The organism is Tritonibacter litoralis (assembly GCF_009496005.1).
Lineage (GTDB): Bacteria > Pseudomonadota > Alphaproteobacteria > Rhodobacterales > Rhodobacteraceae > Epibacterium > Epibacterium litoralis.
On sequence record NZ_WIBF01000053.1, the window covers coordinates 1 to 596 of the forward strand.

Here is a 596-nt window from a genome sequence, read left to right on the forward strand (position 1 = left end):
CCATAGATTTCATCGAGGGCAGGGATGGTTTGGGTGACCACAGCGAGGTGGCCGCGATAGGTCCGCAGGGTCTCGATGCTCTCGACCACGATGGGCATCTTGCCCAATCGGTTGAACTCGTCGAGCATGATCATCACCGGCCAGGGCTCGTCTGGCCCGGGATCCTTTTCCTGCATGGCGGAGAGAAGATCAGAGAAGAACAGCCGGATCAGCGGCGCGAGCGGTTTCACCATCAGAGGCTGGACGACAAGATAGACCGAGAAGGGCTTCTTGCGGATCGTCCGGAAATCAAAATCCGAGACTGCCGTCGCCTCGTCGATGGCCGGGTTCTGCCACTGGTCCAGCCCCGAGGTCATCAGGAGCGAAACGTAAGACGTCAGCGTATCGTTGTTGGTCGAAGCGAGCCGCGTGAAGATCAGCTTGGCGGCCCTGTTATCCACCTCGTGGCCCCGCGCGAAGTATTCCTTCTGCTTGTTCCCGCCCGAGGCCGCGATGCGGTAGATCTCGCCCAAGGTGGGGCGCTTGCGCTGGAAGGCCAGCAGGCCTGCCGCCACGAAGAGATCGATTCCGCCTTTGAGGAGGCCCTGCACCCGGTC

At 61.4% G+C, this 596-nt stretch carries 1 protein-coding gene; it reads right to left on the bottom strand.

All coding sequences use genetic code 11. The features are described 5' to 3' along the window. Positions 1–596: type IV secretory system conjugative DNA transfer family protein (locus tag GFB49_RS20950; RefSeq protein ID WP_153218203.1), on the bottom strand; the 596-nt coding region annotated here is incomplete at both ends.